The following is a 24,062-nucleotide window of genomic DNA, read 5'->3' as shown; positions in this document are numbered from 1 at the left end:
GTGCGCAAGAGGCTTTTCCGCCTCTTTAGACGGACGCGCCTCGCGGAAGGACGCCCTTCAGTAGGCGCGCGCCACGATCGCGACCGTGCCCGGTGCGTCGTCGGACTGCGGGACCGAGCCGTCCTCGGCGACCAGACACCGTACGGTCACCGCGTTCTCCGCGAGCTTCGCCTCGCCCGCCTCGCCGAGCGTCGCCCACGGGATACGGGCCCAGCCGCCGGCCGCGGCGACCTCGGCCGCCTCGGGAATCGTCGAGACGTCCGAGGTACGGGATTCACGGCGCTCCCGCGACTCCCGCAGGAGCTGGGCCTGGTCTTCCTCCAGAATCCCGGGCAGCAGCCCGGCCAGCGCGTCGAGCGCGACCGGCTCCTTTCCACCGGGGATGCGGCGGGCCAGCATCGCCGTTCCGTTCTCCAGATCGCGCGGGCCGACCTCGATCCGTACCGGAACGCCCTTGAGTTCCCAGTCGACCGCGCGCCGCCCGAAGGGGGTGTCCGTACGGTCGTCGACCTGGACGCGGATTCCCGCGGCCTTCAGGCGGTCGCCGAGCTCATGGACCTTGGCCAGAACCGCGTCATCGCCCTTGATCGCGAGGACAACGGCCTGAATCGGCGCAAGGCGGGGCGGGACGCGCAGACCGCTGTCGTCGCCGTGCGACATGATCAGGCCACCGACCATGCGCGTCGAGGAACCCCAGGACGTCTGCCAGACGAGCTCCTGCTTGCCGTCCTTGGAGAGGTACTGGGTGCCGAAGGCCTTGGCGAAGTTGGTGCCGAGCTCGTGGCTCGTGCCCATCTGGAGCGCCTTGCCGTCGCCCATCATCCCTTCCAGGGTGAGGGTGTTGACGGCTCCGGCGAAGCGCTCCTTCGGGGTCTTGCGGCCGAGGACGACATCGATCCCGAGGACGTTCACCATGAAGTCGGCGTACACCTTCTCGTGGATGTGCGCGGCATAGTCACGCGCCTCCTCGTACGTCGCGTGCGCGGTGTGCCCCTCCTGCCACAGGAACTCCGTCGTGCGCAGGAAGACCCGCGGCCGCATCTCCCAGCGCACCACGTTCGCCCACTGGTTGATGAGCAGGGGCAGGTCCCGGTAGCTCTGCACCCACTTCGCGAAGGAGGCGTTGATGATCGTCTCGGAGGTGGGGCGGACCACCACCGGCTCCTCGAGCTCCTTGCCGCCGCCGTGCGTGACGACCGCGAGCTCGGGCGCGAAGCCCTCGACGTGCTCGGCTTCCTTGGTCAGATACGACTGCGGGATGAAGAGCGGGAAGTAGGCGTTCTGCGCGCCGGCCGCCTTGATGCGGGCGTCCATCTCCTGCTGCATCCGCTCCCACAGGCCGTAGCCGTACGGTCGGATGACCATGGTGCCGCGCACCGGGCCGTTGTCGGCCAGCTCGGCCTTGTTGATCAGGTCCTGGTACCAGCGCGGGAAGTCGTCCGCCTGGGGCGTGAGAACGGGTGCCTTTGCCATGGCGCGCATGGTACGGCGGAGGCCGCGCCGGAAGGGAGTTCATTTCCCCCGCCCGGGGCTCGGCGGGGCGCACCCAAGCTTTGCTTTTGCCCTCTGGACGCGGGCGCGGATGGGGAGTTGTCTGGCATACGGGGGGAGTGCGGGCGCACCGCACGGGGGCGGGCAGTCCGGAACAACACCAACACACCGGCACACCAAGTCACCGTCGACACTCTCGGCTCTCTCGGCGATTGGGGCGCTCTTCATGACACCTACGCTCGCGCAACGGCACCTGACCCACCCGGGTACCAGCACCCCCCGGGCGACGGATGCCCATCTAGGCGCGCGTGACTGGGCGGAGATTCAGGAGCGGATGCTCGTACCGCTCTACGACGCGGTCCACGAACGACTCGAAGTAGGCGCCGGCACCCGGCTGCTGGGTCTCGGCTGCGGCTCCGGGCTCGCTCTCCTGATGGCGGCCACGCGCGGCGCCTCGGTCACCGGCGTCGAACATCTCTGCCCCGAGCGGCTCGCCCTGGCACGCGAGCGGCTGCTGCCCGACGGACTGTGGGACGACCACGCGGCCGACGCCCGGCTCATGGAAGGCGGGCCCGAGGCCGCGGTGGACGTCGGCCGTCCCCCGTACAACATGATCACCGCGTTCCAGCCGATCGGCTGCATGGCCGGGGACTCGGAGGGGCTCGCGCCCCTCCTCGAACGGGCGGCGCCGCTCGCCGAGCGCGGGTCGACCGTGGTGCTCGCCGGCTGGGGACCGCCCGAACGGTGCACCACGTCCTCGGTGCTGCGGGTGGCGACGCGGCTCGCGGATCCGCTGCGCTCCACGGGGAGTTGGCGGCCCTCGGAGCGGGACGATCTGGAGGACGTGGCCCAGCGGGCCGGGCTCAAGCCCGACGGCTCCGGGCGGGTGGCCTGCCCCTTCGGCTACGCCGACATGGACAGCGCGGTCCGCGGACTCCTGTCGACCGGCCTGTTCGACGCGGCGGTCGGCGCGACGGACGCACGCCAGGTCCGCAAGGAACTGACCGAGTCCCTGCATCCGCATCTGCGGAGGGACGGGACGGTGTGGATGGCGAACGTGTTCCGGTACTTGGTGGCGCGAACGACCTGATCCGTCAACGGGCGCAGTCCCCCTTCACCGCCCGGCGGGCCTTTCGGTCACGCCGGGCGGTGGCGTGGGAGCGTGGGGGCCATGGCGGACATGGTGGAGCGTTCCATCGGGGTGGAGGAGGAGTTCCTCGTCGTCGACCCCGACTCCAGGCTGATGGCGGCGCGGGCCGGGCAGGTGATCGCCGAGGCGAGACCGGTGCTCGGCGAACGCGTCGGCCCCGAGTTCACGGACATGCAGGTGGAGACGAGGACCGCACCGTGCGGCCCCGCGACGGAGATCCTCGATCAACTCACCCACGCACGACGCGAGTTGATGTCCGCCGCCGCGCGGGCGGGGGCCGGCGTCGTGGCCAGCGGCTCCCCCGTACGGGGAACCGTGGCGCCCGCGGCGATCACGCCGGGCGAACGGCAGCAGCGCGGCGATGCCACGTTCCGTGCGCTGCACGACGAGGTGACCGTCTGCGCGGTGCATGTGCACGTCCACGCACCGGACCGGGACCGGGCCGTGCTCCTCAGCAATCATCTGCGCCCGCGGCTTCCGCTCCTGGTCGCCCTCGCCGCCAACTCGCCCTTCTGGTGCGGCCGGGACACCGGATACGCGAGCTGGCGCAGCGTCGGCCTGCAGCGCTGGCCGGTCGCGGGGCCGCCACCGTACTTCCGCTCCGCGCGCCACTACGACGAGACGGCCGCCCGGCTCCTGGACACCGGGGCGCTCGTGGACGAGGGCACCTTGTGGTGGGACATCCGGCTGTCGCACACGCTGCCGACCCTGGAGGTCAGGGCGGCCGACGTGCCGCAGTCCGCGTCGACCTCGGCTTTGATCGCGGCGCTGGTACGGGCGTTGGTACAGGAGGCGGACGCGGCGGTCGACCGGGGCGACACCGGGCCCGAGCCTTCGCCGGAGCTGCTGCGGGTGGCGTACTGGCGGGCCGCCCGCGACGGGCTCCAGGGCGACCATCTCGATCCGCTCACCGGCGCATTGCATCCCGTACGGACCGTCCTCACCGAGCTGTTCGCGCGCGTCGGACCGTATCTCGGCGAGGACCTGCTCCCGGCCACGGCATGGCTGCGGGAGCTCCTGACGGCGGGCGGCGGTGCGGCGCGGCAACGAGCCTCCGCCGCACGAGGGCTCACGGCGGTAGTGGACGACCTGCTCGTGGCGACGGCGGAGGGTGGGACCGCCCCGTCGGTCATCGGGGCCGGGTGACAGCGCCCGCCCCTACGACTCCGTCCGCCTTCTCACAGGGCCCGTACGCCTTCTCACAGGGCCCCGTACGACTTCCCACAGGGCCCCGTACGACTTCCCACAGGCCTCGTACGACTTCTCATGTCTCCTTGGTCAACCGCGTGATCCCCGCCGCCCGGTACGCATCCGCCTCGTCCAGCGTCTCGTTGGCGAGCAGGGCCTCCGAGAGGGCGTCCAGCTGGGCGCGGTGGTCGCGCAGTTGGCGGCAGGCGGCCTCGTAGCACTCGTCGACGATGCGGCGCATCTCGCCGTCGATCGCGTCGAGCGTCGAGGGCGCCGCGGCCAGGCCGTACGGGCTCTGGCCGTCGTTCGGGACCGCCGAGAGGCGGCCGACGCGCTCGCTCATGCCCCAGCGGGCGACCATGCCGCGGGCGATGTTGGTGACCTGTTCCAGGTCGTTCTCGGCGCCCGTGGTGATCTCGTCGAAGACGACCTGCTCGGCCGCCATGCCGCCGAGCGCGCCGATGATCCGGCCGCGCAGATACTCCTCGGTGTACGCGTACTTGTCGGCGTCCGGAGTGGAGAGAGTGACGCCGAGGGCGCGGCCGCGCGGCACGATGGTGATCTTGCGGACCGGGTCCGCGCCCGGCTGCAGCATGCCGAGCAGCGCGTGCCCGCTCTCGTGGTACGCGGTGCGCCGGCGCTCCTCGTCGGGCATCACCAGCGGGCGTTCGGCGCCGAGCTGGACCTTCTCCAGGGCGTCGGACAGGTCGGACTGACTCACCTCGGACTGCTTGCGCTTGACCGCGAGCAGGGCCGCCTCGTTGGCCAGGTTGGCGAGTTCGGCACCGGTCATACCCGGTGTCGTACGGGCGACCTGGGCGAGGTCGACGCCGTCCGCGAGCGGAATCTCGCGCGTATGGATCTTCAGGATGGCCTCGCGGCCCTTGCGGTCGGGCGGGCTCACCATGACCGTGCGGTCGAAGCGTCCCGGCCGGGTGAGCGCCGGGTCGAGGATGTCGGCGCGGTTGGTGGCCGCGAGGACCACGACGCCCTCGGAACCGGAGAAGCCGTCCATCTCGGTGAGGATCTGGTTGAGCGTCTGCTCGCGCTCGTCGTGGCCGCCCATCCCGGAGCCGCCGCCGCGGGCCCGGCCGATGGTGTCGATCTCGTCGATGAAGATGATGGCGGGCGCCACCTTCCGCGCCTCGGCGAAGAGTTCGCGTACGCGCGAGGCGCCGACGCCCACGATCATCTCGATGAACTCGGACGCGGACGCGGAGAAGAACGGCACCTCGGCCTCACCGGCGACGGCCCGCGCGAGCAGCGTCTTACCGGTTCCGGGCGGGCCCGCGAGGAGCACGCCGCCGGGCATCTTGGCGCCCATCTTGCGGTACGCGTCGGGGTTCTTGAGAAAGTCGACGACATCGTTGAGCTCGCCCTCGACCTCGTCGATGCCCGCGACATCCGCGAACGTGGTCCGCTTGGCGCCCTCCAACTCGACCGGTTTCGGCGGCTGTTTGCGCCCCAGCATGCCGCCCGCGCCACCGCCCATCCCGGCGGCCATCCGGCGGGCCATGAACATCCACAGGCCGACGAGCACCAGGATCGGCAGAAGGGAGAGGAGCAGGTTGGTCAGGAGGCTCGGCTCCTTGTAGACCGGCTCCGCGGTGACGGTGACCTTCTGCTTGGTCAGCTCGTCCCAGATCTGGTCGTCCGCCCAGCTCGGGCGCTGGGTGATGAACTCCTGGTAGTTCCCCTTGCCGCCGTCGGGGACCTCGGCTTCCTTCTTGAGGTCACCCTGGATCTGGTCGCCCTTGGCGTAGATCTTCTCGACGTTGCCGGCGTTCAGCTGGCTGCTGAACTCGGTGTACGAGATCGTCTTGGGCTTGTCGTCGCCGAAGAAGCCGAGCAGCAGGTTGGTCAGCAGATAGACGAGCAGCGCCGTCCACAGCAGGCTGCGCCAGGACAGCTTCTTCTTGGGCGGGGGCGGCGGCGGTGCACCCTCGGAGCGCCACGGCTGGTCGGTGCGGTCGCGCGGGGGCACGGGGCTGGGGGCTGTCACGCTCGCCATTATTCGAGAGGCGGGCATTTCCGGCATTTTGTGCGCCTTCGTCAAGCCGGACGTGGACCCGCAGCAAGACCCTTGCACAATATCCAGGATCCTGGTTACTGTCGGCTGCGTGAACGGCATCGACGAGCGCTTCCTGACCCGCAACGGCCTCACCGCACGCCAGCTGGCGGTGCTGCTCCTCGGCCATGAGCCCGACACCCGGCTCCCCCGGCTGCGGGACTTCGCCGAAGAACTGAAGGTCGGCAACGGCACGGTCCAGGCCGCGCTGCAGCTCCTGGAGGAATCGGGCGCCATCACCACCCAGGCCCGCGGCCACCTCGGCACGTTCCTGGTCCGCTCCGACCGCGCCATACTGTGGCGTCTGTCGGGCCTGGGCACGCTGCTCGCCGCGATGCCACTGCCGTACTCACGGCGTTACGAGGGTCTCGCGACCGGCCTTCGGAGCGCTTTCGAGCAGGCCGGCGCCCCGTTCGCGATCACGTTCATGCGCGGTGCGACCGACCGGGTCACGGCACTGGTCGAGCGGAAGGTCGACCTGGTCGTCCTCTCGCGCTTCGCCGCGGACCGGCTGATCGAGGCGGGCGAGCCTGTCGAACTGGTCGCCGATCTCGGACCGGCCACCTACGTCGGCGCCCACGGGATACTCGTCCGCCAGGGCGCCGAACCCACGCGGCCCGGGCTGCGGGTGGCGATCGACCACTCCTCGCAGGACCAGTCGATGCTCGTCGAGCGGGCCTTCGCGGGGCGCGACGACATCGAGTGGGTCGAGGCCTCGTACATGCAGCTGCGCGATCTCTTCCGGCACGCCCGCGTGGACGCCACCGTCTGGAACATCGACGAGGTGGACCGGCTCGGCGGCGATGTCGTGGATGTGCTCCCGCTCGGCGACGAGATCACCCGCGAGCTCTCCCTGCGCAATTCCTCCGCCGCCATCGTCGGACGCTCCGAGGGTGCGCATGCGCTGGAAGCCGTACGGGATGGTCTCGATCTCTCGCTCGTCACCGCGCTGCAGCAGGAAGTACTGCGGGGCGAGCGGATCCCCTCGTACTGACCGGGCGCCGGACCACTTAAGGGCCCGGTTTAAGGGCCCGGTAAGGACAGGACCAAGGGCCCTCTTGAGAATCCAGAATCCTGGTTACTGTCCAAGGCAAGTGAAGGGCCCAAGGCAGGGGGAAGGAAATGGCCCAAGTGAAGGAAGGGAAGGTCATGGACGATCAGCTCGCGCTCCGCATCCAGCTGTTCCGTGAGAGCGGTCAAGTCCGGCCCGAGGTGGCCGACTTCGTGACCGCCGAACTGATCGCGCTCGCAGACGAGGGCCGCCCGGTCACCGAGGAGACCGCGGGCATGCTCACCAGCCATCTGATGATGGCGCTCACCCGCCTCCTGGCCGGCGAGCCGATCGAGCAGTTCCTCACCGACGAGCAGGTACGGGCCGAACTCGCCGCCCACCCCGAGGCGGTGGCCCGCGCCCACGAGATCGCCGAGCGTGCCGGCACCGCACTGGGCGCCCACCTCCCGGACTCCGAGATCAACTTCCTCGCGATGCACCTGGCCGTCCTGGCCCAGCAGACATCCACCCGCTGAACCCGCGGAAACCACAGCTGAACCCCCGGAAACCCCACACGAGAAGGACAGCACCATGACGAAGATCCTCACCGGCGGCGTCGGCAAGGTCGAGGTCGCGGACACGGTCGAGCGGCTCGGGCTCGAAGGCGTCGAGGTCGTCGTGTCCAGCGACATGGACGCCGCGATGAAACTCCGCGTGCACCAGGCCGACTTCTACCTCGGCACCTGCCACACCGGCGCCGGCGCCTCGCTCGGCGTCCTCGTCGGCCTGATGGGCCAGGCCGCCTGCCACACCTTCGGCCGGAGCGTCCCCACGGAGGACGAGGTCGCCACCCTGATCGCGAGCGGCAAGAAGGTGTTCGGCTTCTCCATGGACCAGATCGGCGAGGCCGCGCCGGTCATCGCCCGCGCCATAGCCGCACGCGGCTGAGACCCGCCGTAAGCGCCCAGGGCACAAAGGAGTGACCCCGTGATCCCCGCCGCCGTCCCGGCCGTCCCGGCCGCCTTCGTACAGAGCGACCCGCACACCCTCCAACTCGCCGCGGCCAACCTGGACTTCACGCTGCCCCAGCAGCTGATGGTGATCGCGCTGTGTGCGCTCACCGCGTACATCTCGCACATGGCGCTGGCCGTCTTCAACGACGGTGTACGGCCGTTCATGCTCGACTTCATCCAGAAGCGCACGACCCGCAGCGCCACCACGGCGGTGTCGTTCGGCCTCTCGGCCGGGTTCATCTTCGGTCTGGGTGCGCCGATGGCACTGGTCTCCGGAGTGCTCAACCCCTGGCTGCTGTTCCTGCCCACCGACATCCTCGGCCTCCTGTCGCCGAAGAAGTGGCTGGCGCCGCTGCTCGGCGCCGGCTGGGGCGCGGTCGTGGTCTACGGGCTCGGCGGCGCGAACGACCTGGCGAAGAAGCTGCCCGTCGACTTCCTCGACGCGATGCAGCAGATGTCGACGCCGATCCTCTTCCTGTTCGCGCTCTTCCCGGTGCTCGCGGTCACCAAGCAGTTCGGCCGCCTTCGCGGCGGCATCGTCGGCGTGATCGAGCTGGCGCTCGTGGTCATGACGATGAAGCTCTGGCCGACCGTGTTCCCGGGCGCGATCGCCATGGCCGTCGGTGTCCTGGCACTCATCGGTTTCGCCATCGACAAGGACCTGAAGCAGCGCAGGGCCGACAAGGCAGCCGGCGTCTCGTACGAACTCCCCGAGGGTGTCGAGGACCCGATGGCCTCGCTGTTCAGCGCGAGCGCGGCCCGGCTGCGCAGGTATCTGCCGCTGTTCATGGTGCTCGGCGCCGGTGTCTGCGTCCTCGCGCAGATGAAGATCTTCGGCGGCGGCGAAGCGACCAGCTTCCTGATCGCCAAGGGCCAGTACGCGGAGGCCGCCCAGGTCGACTTCTACCGGGTGTTCGGCTTCATCCCGCTCATCGCGACCACCGCGCTCGCCTCCGGTGCGTACGGCATCGCGGGCTTCACCCTCGCGTACCCCATCGGCTATCTGATGCCGAACCCGTTCCTCGCCGCTCTCGCCGGCGCCGCGGTCTTCGCCCTCGAAGTCCTGGCCCTGTCGTACATCGGCAAGGCCCTCGGGAAGCTCCCCAGCGTCCGCGACTCCTCGGAGCACCTGCGCAGCGCGATCAGCGAAGCACTCGGACTCGCGATCCTCTTCGGTTCGCTGATGGCGGCCAATGCGATGGGCGGCGGCCTCGGCATCCTCATCTGCGGCGGTCTCTACCTGATGAACGAGGCCATGGGACGCCCGGTCGTGAAGATGGCCGCCGCGCCGGTCGCGGTGATCATCGGCGGCATCGTCCTCAACCTCCTGTACTGGATGAACCTGTTCACCCCGATCAAGGGCTGACCCCGGGAGCACGACAGCCGCCACCAGAACAGCAGTAAGGCGTACGACATGAACCACCTGCAGACCGTTCTCGGCCCCCTCTCCCCCACCGACGTGCACGGTCCCGCACTCGCCCACGAACATCTGGCTCTCGACCTGGACCGCTCCGGCGACCGGGCCGCCGTCCTCGACCCAGAGGTGCACGGGCCGCGGATCACCGAGGAACTCACCTCCCTGCGCGAGGAGTTCGGCCTCTCTCTCGTCATCGAGCTGACCTGCCGGGGCATGGGCCGCGACGTCGAGGCCCTGGCGCGGATGGCAAAGGAGTCCGGGGTCGCGGTGGTCGCGGCGACCGGCTGGTATTACGAGCCCTTCCACCCCGAGGAGATCGGCGACGCGAGCGTCGAGCAGCTCGCCGGCACCCTGATCCGCGAGATCGACGGCGGGATCGGCGCCACGGGCATACGGCCGGGTGTCATGGGCGAGGTCGGCAGTCACGGTGATACGCCGAGCGAGCCCGAGACCCGTTCGCTGCTCGCCGCCGCCGAAGCGGCCACCGCCACCGGGCTCTCCGTCGCCACCCACGCCCAGCTGGGGCACGGCGGTCTCGCCCAGCTCGACCTCCTGACCGGCGCGGGCCTGGCCCCGCACCGGATCTCGATCGGGCACCAGGACCTCCTTGACCAGCCGTCCGTACACCGGGAGTTGGCGGCAAGCGGCGCGTACGTGGCCTTCGACACCGTCGGCAAGGAGAGCTACCAGCCCGACGCGACCCGGCTCCGGCTGCTCCTGGAGCTCCTGGAGGCCGGCCACGCCGACCGGGTGCTGCTCAGTTGCGACATCTCGCGACACGGCTATCTGGAGTCCGAAGGCGGCACGGGGTACGGCCACTTGTTCCGTACGTTCCTGGGGCAGGCCAGGGCCGCCGGGGTCGACGAGGACCTGATCGATCTGATGACGCGCCGCAATCCGGTGCGCTTCCTGACGGGCGGCGCACGCCACGAGGACGTATGAGATGAAGCTCCCCGAGACTTTCCCGCTGGCCACGGTCCCGCTCGACGAGGCGATCGCCCGGCAGTTCCGGCTGATGGAATGCGTGGCCGCCCACTTCGAGGGCGAGCAGCTGTTCAGCGCCGACGCCGGTGTCGTGCCCGGGCTCGGCAGGCCGCGTACGACCGCCCGTGTCGAGGCGGTGCTCGCCGACTTCTTCGGTGCCGAGGACGCGGCGCTCGTCCAGGGCGCGGGCACGGGAGCGATCCGGGCCGCGCTGGCCACCGCTCACGGCCCCCTGCTCATCCACAAGGCGCCGGTCTACCGGAGCACCGAGGTGACCCTGCGCGGCCTGGGCATGGAGACGGTCGAGGCCGACTTCAACGACCGCGCGGCGCTGGCCGAAGCCCTTGCGACCGGCCGCTTCACCTGGGCCTACGTGCAGCACACCCGTCAGCGCCTGGGTGACTCGTACGACCCGGGCGAGGTGCTCGCGGCCTGCCGAGCGGCCGGGGTGCGCACCATCGTGGACGACAACTACGCGGTCCTTCGCACGCCCGCGGCCGGGGTCGAACTCGGCGCCGACGCCTCGTGCTTCTCCCTCTTCAAGCTGCACGGGCCCGAGGGCGTGGGCGTCGTGGTCGGCGCCCGTGACCTGGTGGCGCGGGTGCGGGCCGACAACTATTCGGGCGGCGGCCAGGTCCAGGGCCACCAGGCCCTCGACGCGCTGCGGGCCCTGACCCACGTACCCGTCATGTGGTCGGTGCAGTCGCAGGTCGGGGCCGAGGTCGCCGAGCGGCTGACGGCCGGCGAGGTAGAGGGCGTGGCGGAAGTGCGGATCGCCAACGCACAGGACCGCTGCCTGCTCGTACGCCTCGACCGCCCCGTCGCCCGTGAACTGCCCGCCGTCGCCGCGAAGTTCGGAGCCGCCCCCTATCCCGTGGGCTCCAACTCGCGCTACGAGATCGCCCCGCTCTTCTACCGGATGTCGAGCTCGTCCCTCGACGACGCACCCGAACTCGCCGACTGGACCGTACGGATCAACCCGATGCGGGCCGGCGCCGACCTGGTGATCGGCATCCTGCGCCAGGCCCTCGGCGAGCTGCGCACGACGAGCACGCCCCCAAGCGACCAGCCGCACTCACCCCGCACCGACAAGCCCTTCGCGCCCCACAGCAAGGACTGAACCCCCGTGTTCCTCGACACCCTCCTCGCACGCAACCCCGCTCTGGCCGATGCGGCGGCCGAGCTGCACCGTTCGGGAGCGATCCCCCCGGACACGTACGTCATGGACCTCGACGCGGTCGAGGCCAACGCCGCCCTGCTCGCCGCCGAGGCCGAACGCCTCGGGCTCACCCTGTGGTTCGTGGTCAAGCAGTTCGGGCGCAACCCCGAGCTGATCAAGGCGATCGCCCGGCACATCCCGAAGTTCGCGGCGATCGACCCGCCCGAGGCCCGCGTCCTGCACGAAGCGGGCGCCCGGGCCGGAAACCTCGGCCACCTGGTGCAGATCCCGCACCGCCGGCTGCCCGAGCTGCTCGCCTGGCGTCCGGAGGCGGTCACGGTCTTCGACCTGGCGAACGCCCGGGCCGTGTCCGAAGCGGCGCGTGAACTGGGCTTCGTACAGGACGTGCTGATCCGTCTGGAAGGTGCGCCCGGCGCGGTGTACCCCGGGCAGGAAGGCGGAGTGCCGCTCGATGCCCTGGACGCGTTCGCGGCCGAGGCGGAACGGCTCGGCGGCATCCGGATCGCGGGCGTGACCGCCTTCCCGTGCGTCCTGTGCGACCCGCAGGACGGCACCCCGCGCGCCACCGCCGACTTCGAACTCGCCCTCAAGGCACGCGAGTTGCTCGCCGAGCGCGGCCACAGCAACCTGAAGCTCAGCGCCCCGAGCGCCACCTCGATGGCCTCGCTCCCGCTGCTCGCCTCCCTGGGCGCCACGCACGGCGAGCCCGGCCACGCCCTGACCGGCACCACCCCGCAGCACGCGGTCGATCCCGGCCAGCCGGAGACACCCGCGTACGTGTACGTCACCGAGGTCGCCCACACCCTCGCCGACGGCCGGCCCGCGGTGTACGGCGGCGGCTTCTACCCGCGCGCCGGCATCAAGGAGGCGCTGCTCCCGCGGACGGGCGCCCGGCTCACCGTCCTCGACTCCCCCGCCGAGAACATCGACTACTACCGGCTCCTCGAAGCCTCCCCCGAGGCCCGCGCGGGCGACACGGCCCTGCTCGCCTTCCGTACGCAGATCTTCGTGACCCGCAGCAACGTCGCGGTCGTCGCCGGCCTTTCGACCGGCAGCCCACGGCTCACCGGCCTGTACGACGCGCTGGGCCGCCCGCACGACGTACGGGGCCTGCCCCTCGAGGTCCTGGGCGTTCCCCACCCGGAGGTGACGGCATGAGCCGCACGGTCATCGTCGTGATCGACGGTTTCGGCGTGGGCGCGATGCCCGACGCCGGGGTCCTGCGCCCCGGCGACCTGGCCGCCGACACCTGCGGCCACGTGCTCGACCACTGCGGCCGCACCCTGCACCTGCCCGCCCTGGGAAAGCTGGGCCTAGGCCTCGTCCACCCGCACGCCGGCCTGGCCCGCAGCACACCGCTGCCGGTCGCGGCGGGGCGCGCGGCGCTCGGCTACCCGGGCGCCGACACCTTCGCCGGGCATCAGACGATGATGGGCGCCGACTTCAGCAAGGTGACGGTGGCGCGGCTCGCGGAGCACCTGGACGAGGTGGGCTCCGCGCTGCGTGCGGCCGGCCACCGGGTCGAACTCCTCGACGGAAAGCCGCTGTTGGTGGTCGACGGCGCCGTACTCGTCCACGACAACCTCGAAGCCGACCCCGGCATCAACTGGAACACCTCCGGCCGCCTGGAGGACTTCCCCTTCGCGTCCATCCTCTCCATCGCGCGTACGGTGCGGACGGTCGCGCCGGTCGCCCGGGTCATCGCGGTCGGCGGCCACGCGTCGGCTCCGCTCTCCTCGTACGTACGCGACGGAGACGCCTCGACCGTCGGGCTCGACACCCCGGCCAGCGGGTTCTACCGCAACAGCGGACTCGAAGTGCAGCACTTGGGCGCGGAGTTGGACCACACGCGCCAGCTGCCCGCCCTGGCAGCGGCCGCGGGGATCCCGGTCACGCTGGTCGGCAAGGCGGCCGACATCCTCGAGTGCGCTTCCGCGGTACGACGCCCTGCGGTACCCACGCCCGAAGTGCTCGCCCACACCCTGGAGGCGGCCCGCCGGCCCGGCCTGGTCGTGGCCAACGTCCAGGAGACGGATCTGGCCGGCCACCAGCAGGACGTACGCCGCTTCGGCGAGGTCCTCGAAGAGGTGGACGCGGGCCTCCTGGAGCTCCTGTCCCTCCTGGACTCGCCGGACGACCGCCTGATCGTGACGGGCGACCACGGCAACGACCCGACCATCGGCCACGCGTTCCACACCCGCGAGTACGTCCCGGTCCTGATCCACCGGCCGTCGGCGCCCGGCGTGGAACTCCTGCCGGACGCGGGGTCGTTGGCGGACGTGGGCGCCACGGCGGCGGTCGCGCTGGGGCTGGATCCGGCGGGGCTTGCGAACGGGGTGGCCTTCAGCCCCGCCGGCGTCTGAGCCGACCAGGACGACAACGGGCCCGGGCCACCGAAACGGCAACCCGGGCCCGTACCCGTAAAACCACAGGCACTCAGCCCATGAACTTCTTGAACTCGTCCGGAAGCTCGAAGTCCTTGCCACCCTGCTCACCGGCCGGCAGCCCGAACGCCCCACCACTCTGGGCCGCCTGCTCCCGCTTGGCCTGAGCAGCCTGCTCCTCGGCCTTGCGCTTCATCGGGTTGCCCGACTTCCGCTTGCCCTTGGCCTGCTTCTGCTGCTTCTTCTGACGGCCGGGACCGCCACCCATGCCCGGCATCCCGGGCATACCCGGCATGCCGCCGCCCTGCGCCATGCGCGACATCATCTTGCGCGCCTCGAAGAACCGCTCGACGAGGTTCTTGACCGCGCTGACCTCGACACCGGAGCCCTTGGCGATACGCGCACGGCGCGAACCGTTGATGATCGTGGCGTCCGCGCGCTCCGCCGGCGTCATCGACTTGATGATGGCCGCGGTGCGGTCGACGTCGCGCTCGTCGATGTTGTTGATCTGGTCCTTGATCTGGCCCATGCCCGGCAGCATGCCGAGCAGCTTCGAGATCGAACCCATCTTCCTGACCTGCTCCATCTGAGCCAGGAAGTCGTCGAGCGTGAAGTCCTTGCCGCCCTTGGCGCTCTGCAGCTTGGCGGCCATCTTCTCGGCCTCGGCCTGCGAGAAGGTCTGCTCGGCCTTCTCGATCAGGCTGAGCATGTCGCCCATGCCGAGGATGCGGGACGCCATGCGGTCCGGGTGGAACGCGTCGAAATCGTCCAGCTTCTCGCCGTTGGAGGCGAACATGATCTGGCGGCCGGTCACGTGCGCGATCGAAAGGGCGGCACCACCGCGGGCGTCACCGTCGAGCTTCGAGAGCACCACGCCGTCGAAGCCGACACCGTCGCGGAAGGCCTCGGCGGTGTTGACCGCGTCCTGACCGATCATCGCGTCGACGACGAAGAGGACCTCGTCGGGCTTGACCGCGTCGCGGATGTCCGCGGCCTGCTGCATCAGTTCCTGGTCGATGCCCAGGCGACCGGCGGTGTCGACGATGACCACGTCGTACTGCTTGGTCTTGGCGTACTCGATGGAGTCCTGCGCCACCTGGACCGGGTCACCGACACCGTTGCCGGGCTGCGGGGCGTAGATGCCCACGCCCGCGCGCTCGGCGACGACGCTGAGCTGGTTGACGGCGTTGGGGCGCTGTAGGTCACAGGCGACGAGCAGCGGCGCGTGGCCCTGCCCCTTCAGCCAGTGGCCGAGCTTTCCGGCGAGCGTGGTCTTACCGGCACCCTGCAGACCCGCGAGCATGATCACGGTCGGGCCGGACTTGGCGAAGCGCAGGCGGCGGGTCTCGCCGCCGAGGATGCCGACGAGCTCCTCGTTGACGATCTTGATGACCTGCTGCGCCGGGTTCAGCGCCTGGGAGACCTCGGCGCCGGTGGCGCGCTCCTTGATCTGCTTGATGAAGGCGCGCACGACGGGCAGTGCGACGTCGGCCTCGAGCAGCGCGATACGGATTTCCCGTGCCGTGGCGTCGATGTCCGCCTCGCTGAGGCGACCCTTGCCGCGGAGGTTCTTGAATGTCGCTGCGAGGCGGTCGGAGAGAGTATCGAACACGGCGGTCGCGAATCCTCGGGTCGGGAGCGGGCGGGTTGGTGCGCCTTCCAGGGTATCTGGCCGCGCCAGTGGGCCGTCCGTGCGTATGGAACTGACTGTGTGCGCCTACAGAATCAGGTCCCGCTTCCGCGCTCACGAGCGGAGCACCGCCCGCACGCAGTCAGCCCTGGGCGAACGTCACCCTAGGCGAACGCCGCGAACAAGCCGAGCGCCACATGGACGCCACCGACCGCGAGGTGCTGGCGCTCAAGGATCCGCGGGCGGCGGCGCAACCAGCCGCCGATCGCACCGCCGGCCAGGGCGTACACCGCGTCCAGGAGCAGGGCGATGGCGAAGAACGCCGTGCCGAGCACCAGCATCTGCGTCCGGGCCGCCGGCCCCGGTGCCACGAATTGGGGCAGAAACGCCAGGAAGAACAGCGCCACTTTCGGATTGAGCAGGTTCACCACCATCCCCTCCAGGAACAGCCGGGGCAGCGGCTGCGGCACCGCATCGGCCCCGAGTCCCGCCGCCGCGGGGCTGCGCAGGGCACGCAAGCCCAGGTAGAGGAGGTAGGCGACGCCCGCGTACTTGACCGCCAGGAAGGCCGCCTCGGAGTGCGCGATCAGCGCCGACACCCCCAGCGCCGCCGCCCCGATGTGCACCAGAGTCGCCGCTTCCACGCCCGCCGCGCACACCAGGCCTGCCCGTCGGCCCTGGGCGGCACTGCGCGTGAGGACGAAGACCAGGTTGGGGCCTGGCAGCAGGATCAGGGCGAACGCGGTGGCGGCGAAGCCCGCCAGCTGTCCGAGGGAGGGCAGCCCCTCCCCGGCGGACAGGGACTGCTGGACTCCCTGGACGGCGAACACCTGCCGAGAAGCGTCCAAGACGGTCATCCCCGCTCCACAGCCGTGCCGAGCAGCCCCAACGGAGGCGCGCCCAGTTCGAGCAGCGCCGCGTGAAAGCGGGCCGGTGAGTAGCCCGCGCCCCAGGCCCGGCGGGCCTGCTCGCGCACTTCGAGCAGGGCCAGCTTGCCCCAGGTGTAGTGCCCGTACTCCGGATCCCACAGGCCTCGTCCGGCCTCTGCACTCGCGGCAGCGGCGGGCAGGAAGGCGTCCTGCGCGAAGCGCCGCGCCGCCTCCGCCACGGTCATCGCACCCGTGTGCAGACCGATCGCACACGACAGGCGCGTCGAACGCTGCAGCCCGGACAGTGCGATCCCGATCGCCGTACCCCTGTCGTGCGACCGGAACCCCTCCTCCAGGGCGAGCTGTTCCGCATACAGCGCCCACCCCTCGGTGAAAGCTTCCGACAACAGCGTGCGCCGCACCGCTCCGGGGGCCCGACGCAGCGCCCGGCCGTGGGAGTGGTGTCCCGGCGCGACTTCGTGCAGCACGAAGGCCGACAGGAAGGGTCGGTTGAAGAACGCGAGCCACTCTTCCTGTTTCCGCACCGACCAGTTCGGGTCGGGCGGTGTGAAGTGGAAAACGCTGGGCGCGTCCGGTTCGCCGGGAGCCGCGGGGGACAAGCCCGCGAAGACATGGCGGCGCGAAGCGGGCGCCTCGACGACCTGACATTCGCCGTCGTCGTACGGCACGAGACCGCGCTCGGCGACCCAGCGCAACGTTTCACGGGTAAGTGCGGTCACCTCCACCAGCATCCCGGCGGCGGTCGGCCGGTCGGCCTGCGTCCGGCGCACGGTCTGCGCCACGGATTCACCCGGCGCTGCGGCATCTCTCAGGACGTCGAGTAGCCGGGCCCGCTCTGCTTCTGCGCAATCAGCGAGTCGGCCGAGGTCCACCGGGCAGGCCTCGGCCGCCGACATGAGGAGCTGCAGCGCCGCACCGCCCAGCGCGGCCGACGGATCCCCGTGCTCCGCGAGCTGCGTCAGACGCGCGGTGAACCGGGCGAGCGCCGCGGCTGCCGCGGGGTGCCCGGCCGCTGCCGGGGCAAGCCCTCGTGCGGCGGGCAGCGCGGCTTGCGCCACCGGTGCCGGCACCCGGTCGAGCGCCTCGATCGCGGCGTCCACCGCGTCCGGCCACCGTGCCAAATGCGCGGCCCGGGCGACAGCCCTCTCCTCCTCGGGCGCGTAAGCCCGGTCGTAGCAGGCCACATCGAGTGAAGCGAGGTGCAGCATCGGATTGCTCCGATGCAGCTCCAGTCGCCCGAATCGGATACGTGCCGCGTCCTCGGCAGCCCGGGCGTGCGCTTCGTCATGCGGATCGAGGTAGGGCTCCGCCGCTCGGGGTCCGAGCTCGGCCAGCGCGCCGCGGACTCCGGCCGGAGACAGATCGGGGATGCGCCCGTCGTACTCGGCGTGCAGTCCGACGCGTTCGCGGGCGACGGGAACGAAGAAGGCGGTCAGGGCGCGCAGGCGGGGGTCCAGCGTCGCGTGGGCGGACGGGACGCCTGTGTGCCCCGCCCTTGCAGCCTCCTTGACGCGTTCTTCTGTAGCAGGGGTGGTGGAGATGCCGGTGCTGCCCATGTGCGGGACTCCAATGGTCGGTCTGCCAGTGACGCCGCCTAGCCTGGCCGGACCGGTCCACCCGCGACCGGGCCATTGGAGGGGGAAGTGGACCGTTTTGGACAGGGGGCGCCCGGGCGGCCCGGGGCGCGGGTGTCCGCAGGTCGTGGCGATGCGTCGTTCGCGGAGTACGGCGGGCTGTCATCCCCGGAGTACGGCGGGCCGTCATCCCCCGCCCCTGAACAGGCTCAGGCGCCGGAGGGCCATGGGCGGCCTGCGCCCATCGCCGACCGTGCTCGTACCGAGACCGCCCTCACCCGAGCACGCACCGGCACCGCCGTCGCCCGCACCCGCACCCGCACCCGCACCCGCACTGCCATCGACCGCGCCCACGCCCGCACCTGGACCCCCGTCGACCTCACCGAGATCCTCGGTGGCTGGGCGACCGCCACGGGCCCCCTGTACCGCAGGCTCGCCGCGGCTCTGCGCGCGGCCGTGGCGAGCGGCGACCTGGCCGCGGGTGACCGGCTGCCCGCCGAACGCGCCCTGGCCGCGGCGCTCCAGGTCAGCCGGGCGACCGTGGTCGCCGCCCTCGACGAGCTGCGCGCCGCGGGCCTCGTCGACAGCCGCCGGGGCAGCGGCACCCATGTCGCCGGCCGGGGCGCGGGTCCCGCGCTCGGCGGCGACCGCAGGGTGCCCGGCGGTCACGACCCTGTGCCGGGCGGCGACGGCCGGGTGCCAGGCGGCGGGGCGACCTCCCTGGTCCAACGCTTGGTGGACGGCCCCGGCGACACGATCTCCCTGGCGGTGGCGTCCGCCGAGCCCGCCACCGCCGAAATACGGCGCGTACTGCGCGAGTTGCTGGACCCGGAGGAGTCCGGCGACGACCCCCTCGCCGCGCTCCTGTCCGGCCCCGCCTACCACCCCGGCGGCCTCCCCGCCCTGCGCGACGCCGTGGCGCGGCACTTCACCGGTCAGGGCCTGCCCACCACACCTGACCAGGTCCTCATCACCACCGGCGCCACCCAGGCCCTCGCCCTCACCGCGCAGTTGTTCGTCCGCAGGCGCACCCCCGTGGTCGCCGAAGCGCCCAGCTGGCCCGGTTGCCTCGACGCGTACGTCGCCGCGGGCGCGCTGCTGCGCCGGATCCCGCTCGATGAGGACGGCCCGCGCGTGGACGCGGCAGCCGCAGCACTCCCCGGCGCGGCACTGCTGCACCTCACGCCGACCTACCACAATCCGACCGGCATCCTCATGTCGGCGGCGCGCAGGCGACGCATCGCCGAACTCTGCGCCGCCGAGGGCGTGTTGACCGTCGAGGACATCGCGTACGACACCCGGATCGGCCGGGCCGACGAGCCCCCGCCGGTCGCCGCGTTCGCCCCGGCCGACGCCCCCGTGCTCACCATCGGTTCGCTGGCCAAGGCGGTCTGGGGCGGACTGCGCATCGGCTGGGTGCGCGGCCCGGCCGAGATCCTGGCCCGGCTCGCGCGGGCCAAGGCGGTGCACGATCTGGGCAGCCCGTTGCTCGACCAGGCGCTCGCGGCCCGGCTGCTGCCCCGCCTGGAGGAGCTGAAAGACGCCCGCGCGGCCGTACTGCGGGCCCGTCTCGACCGTCTCGAAGACCTCATGGCCGGCCAACTACCGGGCTGGACCTGGTGTCGCCCCGCCGGGGGCGCGGCCCTGTGGACCCGGCTGCCCGGCGGCGTCGATGCCCGCGTCTTCGCCCAGGTCACCCTGCGGCACGGAGTCGAGGTGGTACCGGGCGCCGCGACCGACCCTTCGGGGGCCCACGACGACCACATCCGGATCCCGTTCACGCTCCCTGCCGACCGCCTCGACGAGCTGGTGCGCCGCCTTGCCGCGGCCTGGTCCGACCTCGGCAACGACCGCAGCGCACCCCGCGCCACTACCTGAGCGCCCCCTCCACCGACCGCACCACCCCCGCCGCATCAGCAGCGACCAGCGGCGCCCCCTGCGCATCCGTCACGTAGAACGCGTCGACCGCGTTGGACCCCAGCGTGCTGACGTGCGCGGAGCGCACCATCACGCCGGCGCCCTCAAGCGCGCGTCCGATCCGGTGCAGCAGGCCCGGTGCGTCCTGGGCCCGGACCTCGATCACGGTCGCAAGGCGCGAGCCCGCGGGCGCGACCGACACCCGGGCCGGCGGTGCCACCGCGCCGCGGCGTCGCGGATAGGCCGCGTCCCGCTCGGCGAGGCGCGCCGCGATGTCGAGGGACCCGTCGAGGGCCCGTACGAGATCGGCGCGCAGCCGGGCCGCCTCGGGCAGCGAGCCGTACTCGGCGGCCACCCGCCACTGGAGCAGCAGCACGGACCCGGCACCGGACCCGGAGCCGACCTCGTCCGGCAGCGAGATCGCCCCCAGATCCGCCGTCCGCACGGTGAGCCGGTGCATCGCGAGCACACCCGCGACCGCCGGCAGCACCCCCGGCTGGTCCGGCACGGCCACCAGGAGCTCGACGCCGACCGGTTCGTCCGAGGCGCCGGCTTCCATCTGCGCACGCAGCGAAAGGACGGGCGCCCCGGTCCGGAACGCCTCCAGGGCGAGCCGCTCCTGCTCCACGGTGTTCGGCACCTTCAAGGGATCCGGCACCGGATCGCCGGCGAGCAGCGCCCCCACGCGCTTCACCAGGTCGGCCACCAGGGACCCCCGCCACGTCGACCACGCGGCGGGCCCGGTGGCCAGCGCGTCCGCCTCGGTCAGCGCGTGAAGGAGTTCCAGCGTTGAAGCCGACCCCACGGCTTCGGCGACCGACCGGATCGTCGCCGGATCGTCCAGATCCCGCCGGGTCGCGGTGTCGATCAGCAGGAGGTGATGGCGTACGAGCGTCGAGAGCACCTCGACATCCGCGCGCTCGAAGCCGATCCGCGCGGCCACGTCCCGCGCGATGACCTCCCCCGCCTCGGAGTGGTCCCCGGGCCAGCCCTTGCCGATGTCGTGCAGCAGCGCGGCCACCAGCAGCAGGTCAGGACGGTGCACCCGGCGCGTCAGCTCGGCCGCCTGGACCGCGGCCTCGACGAGGTGCCGGTCCACCGTCCAGGTGTGCACGGCATTGCGCTGCGGCCGGCAGCGCACCCGCTCCCAGTCGGGAAGGAGCCGGGTGATGAGGCCCTCGGCCTCCAGCGCCTCCCACACCGCGACCGTCGGCCGCCCGGCCCCGAGCAGCGTCACGAACTGTTCGCGCGCCTCGGCCGGCCACGGAGTCGACAAGGGACGTGCCGCGCTCGCAAGCGCCCGTACGGCATGCAGGGAGAGCGGAAGACCGGCCTGTGCGGCGGCCGCCGCGGCCCGCAGCGGCAGCACCGGATCGCGCTCGGGCCGCGCGACCCGGGCGAGGACGACCTCGCCGTCCTGCTCGACCACGCCCTCCGCCAGCGGATTGCGCTCCGGCGCGGGCTTGGCGCCGAGCATGGCCCGCAGCCGCGGCTTCGCCTTGCGTGAGCGCAGCACCCGGCTCACCTCGCGCCAGGTCACATCGCTCGCGTACGAGATGGTCCGGGCCGCTTCGTATACCTGACGCAGCAGTGCGTCGGCGTCCAACAGGCCCAGTGCGGAAGCGACTTGATCCTGCTCTTGCAGAGCGAGCCGATCCGTGGCCCGCCCGGTGACGAGATGCAGGGCGTCGCGTACGTCGAGCAGGTGCCGTCGCGCCTCGTCGAGCCCGGCCCGTGGCGCGTCGGCCAGCCAGGACGCCGCCACGGCCCGCAGCGCGGTCGCGTCGCGCAGGCCGCCCCGTGCCTCCTTGAGGTCGGGTTCGAGCAGATACTGCAACTCCCCCTGCCGCTCGGCCCGTTCGTCGCACAGCTCCCGCAGCTCGCCCAGCCTGCGCGGTGCCTGGTTCCGCCAGTCGGCGAGCACCGCGGTCCGCAGACCGGCCGTGATCCCGAGATCGCCGGCGACGTGCCGCGCGTCGAGCAGCCCGAGCTGGACCTTGAGGTCCTCGCCGGCCGTCTTGCGCGCCTCCCCCGATGTACGCACCGAGTGGTCGAGCGCGAGCCCGAGGTCCCACACCGGGTACCAGATGCGGTCGGCCAGCGCGGCGAGCGCGCCGGCGTCCGCGCTGCCGTCGTGCAGGAGCAGCAGGTCGAGGTCGCTGCGCGGCGACAGCTCGCCCCGCCCGTATCCGCCGACCGCGACCAGCGCCGTCCCCTTCAGCGGCTGCGCGGTGAACAGACCGGCCAGCCAGTCGTCCGTCAGGCGCGCCAGGGCAGCACGGCGCGGCGGCCCGGACTGCTCCCCCTGAAGGAGGCGCAGCCGGGCCGCCGCATAGCCACTGGGTCCTGAATCCCCCTGAGATTCCGTCACGGTGTCCGTAGTCGTCACCCAGCAGCTCCTTGCCTGTTCAGTTACCCATTCAGAGCGCGTCGGGCCCGCGCTCGCCGGTGCGGACGCGTACCGCCGTCTCCACCGGAATCGACCAGACCTTGCCGTCACCGATCTTGCCGGTTCGGGCGGCCTTCACCACGACATCGATCAACTGCTCGGCGTCGTCGTCCTCGACCAGTACCTCGATACGGATCTTGGGCACGAGGTCCACCGTGTACTCGGCACCCCGGTACACCTCGGTGTGTCCGCGCTGGCGGCCGTATCCGCTGGCCTCGGTGACGGTCAGCCCGTGCACCCCGAAGGCCTGCAGGGCCTCCTTGATCTCGTCGAGCCGGTGCGGCTTCACGACCGCGGTGATGAGCTTCATGCGTCAACCTTCTTTGCGGGTGCTCCGGATCCTGCGGTGGCGGGCGGTGCGGGGACTGCGGGCGCCCGGGAGGCCGTACCACCGCCCGCGCCGCTGAAGTCGTAGGCGGACTCGGCGTGTTCGACCGTGTCGACACCCGTGACCTCGTCGTCCTCGGAGACCCGCATCCCGATCGTCTTGTCGATGACGAAGGCGAGGATGGCAGAGACCACCAGGGAGTACGCAAGGACACCGAAGACACCCGCGGCCTGCTTGCCGAGCTGCGAGGCGTCGCCACCGTAGAAGAGACCCTTGACGTCGCTCTGCACACCACCGGTGGCGAAGAAGCCGACGAGCAGCGAGCCCACGACACCGCCGACGAGGTGGACACCCACGACATCGAGCGAGTCGTCGTAGCCGAACTTGAACTTGAGGCCCACGGCCATGGCGCACAGGACACCCGCGATGGCACCGACGGCGATCGCACCGAGCGGCGAGACCGCGCCGCCGGACGGGGTGATGGCGACCAGACCGGCCACCGCACCGGAGGCGGCGCCAAGCGTGGTGAACGCGCCGTGCCGGATCTTCTCGTACGCGAGCCAGGCCAGCATCGCGGCGGCGGTCGCCACCTGCGTGTTGACGAACATGACCGCGCCCACGCCGTCGTCGTTGCCCAGCCAGGAACCGGCGTTGAAGCCGAACCAGCCGAACCACAGCAGACCGGCGCCGAGCATCACCAGCGGCAGGGAGTGCGGCCGCATCGGGTCCTTCTTGAAGCCGACCCGCTTGCCGATCACGAGGATCACACCGAGGGCCGCGGCACCCGCGTTGATGTGCACGGCGGTACCGCCGGCGAAGTCGATGACGCCGAGCTCGAAGGCCCAGCCGCCCGCGCCCCATACCCAGTGCGCGACCGGGAAGTAGACGACCGTGGCCCACAGGGCGATGAACAGCGCCCATGCGGTGAACTTCACGCGGTCCGCGAGCGCACCGCTGATCAGGGCGGGCGTGATGATCGCGAACATCAGCTGGAAGACGGCGAAGACATAGACGGGGATGGTGTACCCGGGCCAGAGCTCGGTGATCCCGAGGCCGCTGAGGCCGAGGAAGTCGCCCTCCCAGCCGATGATGCCGCCCTTGTCGGTGCCGAAGGCCATGCTGAAGCCGTACAGAACCCACAGGATCGTGACGATCCCGAGGCTGATGAAGCTCATCATCAGCATGTTCAGCGTGCTCTTGACGCGGACCATGCCTCCGTAGAAGAAGGCAAGTCCGGGCGTCATCAGCATCACCAGGGCGGAGCAGATGAGCATGAAGCCTGTGTTGGCAGAGGAGAGCGTGGGCTCCTCTGCGGCGAGCAGGATGCCTGGAGGCATCGGCGTCTCCTCGTCGTCGTATGCGGCCCGTGCGGGCGAAGCTCTGCGTGCATGAGGGGTGGGCCGTCGGG

The 24,062-nt window shown here is 71.4% G+C and carries 19 protein-coding genes; 11 read left to right on the top strand and 8 right to left on the bottom strand.

The genetic code is table 11. The annotated features are described in order from the left end of the window. Positions 1 to 57 precede the first annotated feature (57 nt). Positions 58 to 1,473 (bottom strand): proline--tRNA ligase, encoded by a 1,416-nt coding sequence (gene proS / locus G6045_RS17555; RefSeq protein WP_165332915.1) that lies wholly within the window; start codon positions 1,471 to 1,473, stop codon positions 58 to 60. Positions 1,474 to 1,717: 244 nt separating this feature from the next. Between proS and G6045_RS17550 the strand changes: the two genes are divergently transcribed. Together G6045_RS17550 and G6045_RS17545 are read left to right on the top strand one after the other, a co-directional pair. Next, entirely contained in the window at positions 1,718 to 2,581 is an 864-nt protein-coding gene (locus G6045_RS17550) for an SAM-dependent methyltransferase (protein WP_165332914.1), read from the top strand. 81 nt (positions 2,582 to 2,662) lie between these two features. Beyond that, positions 2,663 to 3,787, top strand: coding sequence for a carboxylate-amine ligase (locus G6045_RS17545; protein WP_165332913.1), 1,125 nt, complete (start codon positions 2,663 to 2,665; stop codon positions 3,785 to 3,787). A gap of 118 nt (positions 3,788 to 3,905) precedes the next feature. Here G6045_RS17545 and ftsH read toward each other — a convergent pair whose 3' ends face one another. Beyond that, positions 3,906 to 5,831 (bottom strand): ATP-dependent zinc metalloprotease FtsH, encoded by a 1,926-nt coding sequence (ftsH, locus tag G6045_RS17540; RefSeq protein ID WP_328707813.1) that lies wholly within the window; start codon positions 5,829 to 5,831, stop codon positions 3,906 to 3,908. 118 nt (positions 5,832 to 5,949) lie between these two features. On the opposite strand from ftsH, the gene yhfZ reads away from it, so the two are divergent. The 8 genes from yhfZ to G6045_RS17500 all read left to right on the top strand — a co-directional run bounded on the left by yhfZ (position 5,950) and on the right by G6045_RS17500 (position 13,845). Beyond that, positions 5,950 to 6,891, top strand: coding sequence for a GntR family transcriptional regulator YhfZ (gene yhfZ, locus G6045_RS17535; protein WP_165332912.1), 942 nt, complete (start codon positions 5,950 to 5,952; stop codon positions 6,889 to 6,891). Positions 6,892 to 7,046: 155 nt separating this feature from the next. Next, positions 7,047 to 7,424, top strand: coding sequence for a PRD domain-containing protein (locus tag G6045_RS17530; protein WP_165332911.1), 378 nt, complete (start codon positions 7,047 to 7,049; stop codon positions 7,422 to 7,424). 55 nt (positions 7,425 to 7,479) lie between these two features. Beyond that, positions 7,480 to 7,836, top strand: a complete 357-nt coding sequence (locus G6045_RS17525; protein WP_165332910.1) for a DUF2620 domain-containing protein — start codon at positions 7,480 to 7,482, stop codon at positions 7,834 to 7,836. A 147-nt stretch (positions 7,837 to 7,983) separates the two neighbouring features. Then, positions 7,984 to 9,267 (top strand): YhfT family protein, encoded by a 1,284-nt coding sequence (locus G6045_RS17520; protein WP_165332930.1) that lies wholly within the window; start codon positions 7,984 to 7,986, stop codon positions 9,265 to 9,267. A gap of 48 nt (positions 9,268 to 9,315) precedes the next feature. Beyond that, positions 9,316 to 10,260, top strand: coding sequence for a phosphotriesterase family protein (locus tag G6045_RS17515; protein WP_165332909.1), 945 nt, complete (start codon positions 9,316 to 9,318; stop codon positions 10,258 to 10,260). Position 10,261: 1 nt separating this feature from the next. Then, complete coding sequence (locus tag G6045_RS17510) at positions 10,262 to 11,422, top strand: aminotransferase class V-fold PLP-dependent enzyme (RefSeq protein ID WP_165332908.1); 1,161 nt, start codon at positions 10,262 to 10,264, stop codon at positions 11,420 to 11,422. Between the two features lie 6 nt (positions 11,423 to 11,428). Further along, a complete protein-coding gene (locus tag G6045_RS17505) occupies positions 11,429 to 12,640 on the top strand; it encodes an alanine racemase (protein ID WP_165332907.1) in 1,212 nt (403 codons plus the stop codon). After that, on the top strand, positions 12,637 to 13,845 hold the full coding sequence (locus tag G6045_RS17500; protein ID WP_165332906.1) for a phosphopentomutase: 1,209 nt from the start codon (positions 12,637 to 12,639) through the stop codon (positions 13,843 to 13,845). The genes G6045_RS17505 and G6045_RS17500 overlap by 4 nt, the downstream gene beginning before the upstream one ends. Positions 13,846 to 13,918: 73 nt before the next feature. On the opposite strand, the gene ffh is transcribed toward G6045_RS17500, so the two are convergent. The 3 genes from ffh to G6045_RS17485 form a co-directional block, all read right to left on the bottom strand. Further along, positions 13,919 to 15,478 (bottom strand): signal recognition particle protein, encoded by a 1,560-nt coding sequence (gene ffh / locus G6045_RS17495; protein WP_165332905.1) that lies wholly within the window; start codon positions 15,476 to 15,478, stop codon positions 13,919 to 13,921. A gap of 182 nt (positions 15,479 to 15,660) precedes the next feature. Next, positions 15,661 to 16,353: a LysE family translocator gene (locus G6045_RS17490; protein WP_165332904.1), complete on the bottom strand. Its 693-nt coding sequence runs from the start codon at positions 16,351 to 16,353 to the stop codon at positions 15,661 to 15,663. Then, positions 16,350 to 17,942 (bottom strand): DUF885 family protein, encoded by a 1,593-nt coding sequence (locus G6045_RS17485; protein WP_165332903.1) that lies wholly within the window; start codon positions 17,940 to 17,942, stop codon positions 16,350 to 16,352. Before G6045_RS17485 ends, G6045_RS17490 begins: the two co-directional genes overlap by 4 nt. A gap of 132 nt (positions 17,943 to 18,074) precedes the next feature. On the opposite strand from G6045_RS17485, the gene G6045_RS17475 reads away from it, so the two are divergent. Then, a complete protein-coding gene (locus G6045_RS17475; protein ID WP_206343842.1) occupies positions 18,075 to 19,838 on the top strand; it encodes an aminotransferase-like domain-containing protein in 1,764 nt (587 codons plus the stop codon). Here the strand turns inward: G6045_RS17475 and G6045_RS17470 are convergent. Genes G6045_RS17470 through G6045_RS17460 form a run of 3 tightly spaced genes read right to left on the bottom strand, consistent with a single transcriptional unit; the run spans position 19,831 to position 23,991 of the window. After that, entirely contained in the window at positions 19,831 to 22,266 is a 2,436-nt protein-coding gene (locus tag G6045_RS17470; protein ID WP_165332902.1) for a [protein-PII] uridylyltransferase, read from the bottom strand. The two genes, G6045_RS17475 and G6045_RS17470, sit on opposite strands and share 8 nt — an antisense overlap. 31 nt (positions 22,267 to 22,297) lie before the next feature. Then, positions 22,298 to 22,636: a P-II family nitrogen regulator gene (locus G6045_RS17465; RefSeq protein WP_030231663.1), complete on the bottom strand. Its 339-nt coding sequence runs from the start codon at positions 22,634 to 22,636 to the stop codon at positions 22,298 to 22,300. Further along, positions 22,633 to 23,991: an ammonium transporter gene (locus G6045_RS17460; RefSeq protein ID WP_165332901.1), complete on the bottom strand. Its 1,359-nt coding sequence runs from the start codon at positions 23,989 to 23,991 to the stop codon at positions 22,633 to 22,635. The genes G6045_RS17465 and G6045_RS17460 overlap by 4 nt, the downstream gene beginning before the upstream one ends. Positions 23,992 to 24,062 lie beyond the last annotated feature (71 nt).

The sequence above is a fragment of the Streptomyces mesophilus genome, assembly GCF_011044995.1.
In the GTDB taxonomy this organism is placed as follows: Bacteria; Actinomycetota; Actinomycetes; order Streptomycetales; family Streptomycetaceae; genus Streptomyces; species Streptomyces mesophilus.
This window is presented reverse-complemented; position numbering and strand designations above follow the sequence as displayed.

Coding starts and splice junctions, on each gene's coding strand:
- G6045_RS17485 (WP_165332903.1), bottom strand. CDS start 17,942: ATGGGCAGCACCGGCATCTCCACCACCCCTGCTACAGAAGAACGCGTC.
- G6045_RS17515 (WP_165332909.1), top strand. CDS start 9,316: ATGAACCACCTGCAGACCGTTCTCGGCCCCCTCTCCCCCACCGACGTG.
- G6045_RS17525 (WP_165332910.1), top strand. CDS start 7,480: ATGACGAAGATCCTCACCGGCGGCGTCGGCAAGGTCGAGGTCGCGGAC.
- G6045_RS17530 (WP_165332911.1), top strand. CDS start 7,047: ATGGACGATCAGCTCGCGCTCCGCATCCAGCTGTTCCGTGAGAGCGGT.
- G6045_RS17460 (WP_165332901.1), bottom strand. CDS start 23,991: ATGCCTCCAGGCATCCTGCTCGCCGCAGAGGAGCCCACGCTCTCCTCT.
- G6045_RS17500 (WP_165332906.1), top strand. CDS start 12,637: ATGAGCCGCACGGTCATCGTCGTGATCGACGGTTTCGGCGTGGGCGCG.
- proS (WP_165332915.1), bottom strand. CDS start 1,473: ATGGCAAAGGCACCCGTTCTCACGCCCCAGGCGGACGACTTCCCGCGC.
- G6045_RS17520 (WP_165332930.1), top strand. CDS start 7,984: ATGGTGATCGCGCTGTGTGCGCTCACCGCGTACATCTCGCACATGGCG.
- G6045_RS17550 (WP_165332914.1), top strand. CDS start 1,718: ATGACACCTACGCTCGCGCAACGGCACCTGACCCACCCGGGTACCAGC.
- G6045_RS17490 (WP_165332904.1), bottom strand. CDS start 16,353: ATGACCGTCTTGGACGCTTCTCGGCAGGTGTTCGCCGTCCAGGGAGTC.
- G6045_RS17510 (WP_165332908.1), top strand. CDS start 10,262: ATGAAGCTCCCCGAGACTTTCCCGCTGGCCACGGTCCCGCTCGACGAG.
- G6045_RS17545 (WP_165332913.1), top strand. CDS start 2,663: ATGGCGGACATGGTGGAGCGTTCCATCGGGGTGGAGGAGGAGTTCCTC.
- G6045_RS17465 (WP_030231663.1), bottom strand. CDS start 22,636: ATGAAGCTCATCACCGCGGTCGTGAAGCCGCACCGGCTCGACGAGATC.